Genomic DNA, 470 nt, shown 5'->3' on the forward strand with positions numbered 1-470 from the left:
CGCGCGGTGGTTCATCCCGACGCCAGCAACCCCGACGACAGCAAGAGCCTGGCTGCGGACGACTTGGTCAAGCTCACCGCGACCATCACCGACAAGGACGGTGACCATCAATCGGCCACACTCAACATCGGCCAGAACCTCAACTTCAAGGACGATGGCCCGAGCATTTCGACGACCGGCGCGGAGCCGACGCTGACCGTCGACGAGACGGTTCTTGCGACCAACGACACGCAGAGCTTCGCCGCCAACTTCAGCCCGGCCTACGGCGCCGACGGCGCCGGCACGCTGACCTACGCGCTGAGCATAACGGCAGGCTCAACCGGGCTCGTCGACACGGCGACCAATGAGGCGGTTGTCCTCTCGGTCAATGGCAGCGGCGTCGTTGAAGGCCGCACCACCACAACCAACCTCCTTGTGTTCACGGTCTCCGTCAGCGCTGCGGGCAGCGTCACCCTCGATCAGATTCGCGC

The 470-nt window shown here is 64.9% G+C and carries 1 protein-coding gene; it reads left to right on the top strand.

Annotated elements, in window-relative coordinates; all coding sequences use genetic code 11:
- A partial coding sequence (locus X739_RS1000000170160) for a DUF5801 repeats-in-toxin domain-containing protein (protein WP_031252698.1) occupies nucleotides 1-470 on the top strand: 470 nt, incomplete at both ends.

The sequence above is a fragment of the Mesorhizobium sp. LNHC209A00 genome (assembly GCF_000502915.1).
Taxonomy (GTDB): Bacteria; Pseudomonadota; Alphaproteobacteria; order Rhizobiales; family Rhizobiaceae; genus Mesorhizobium.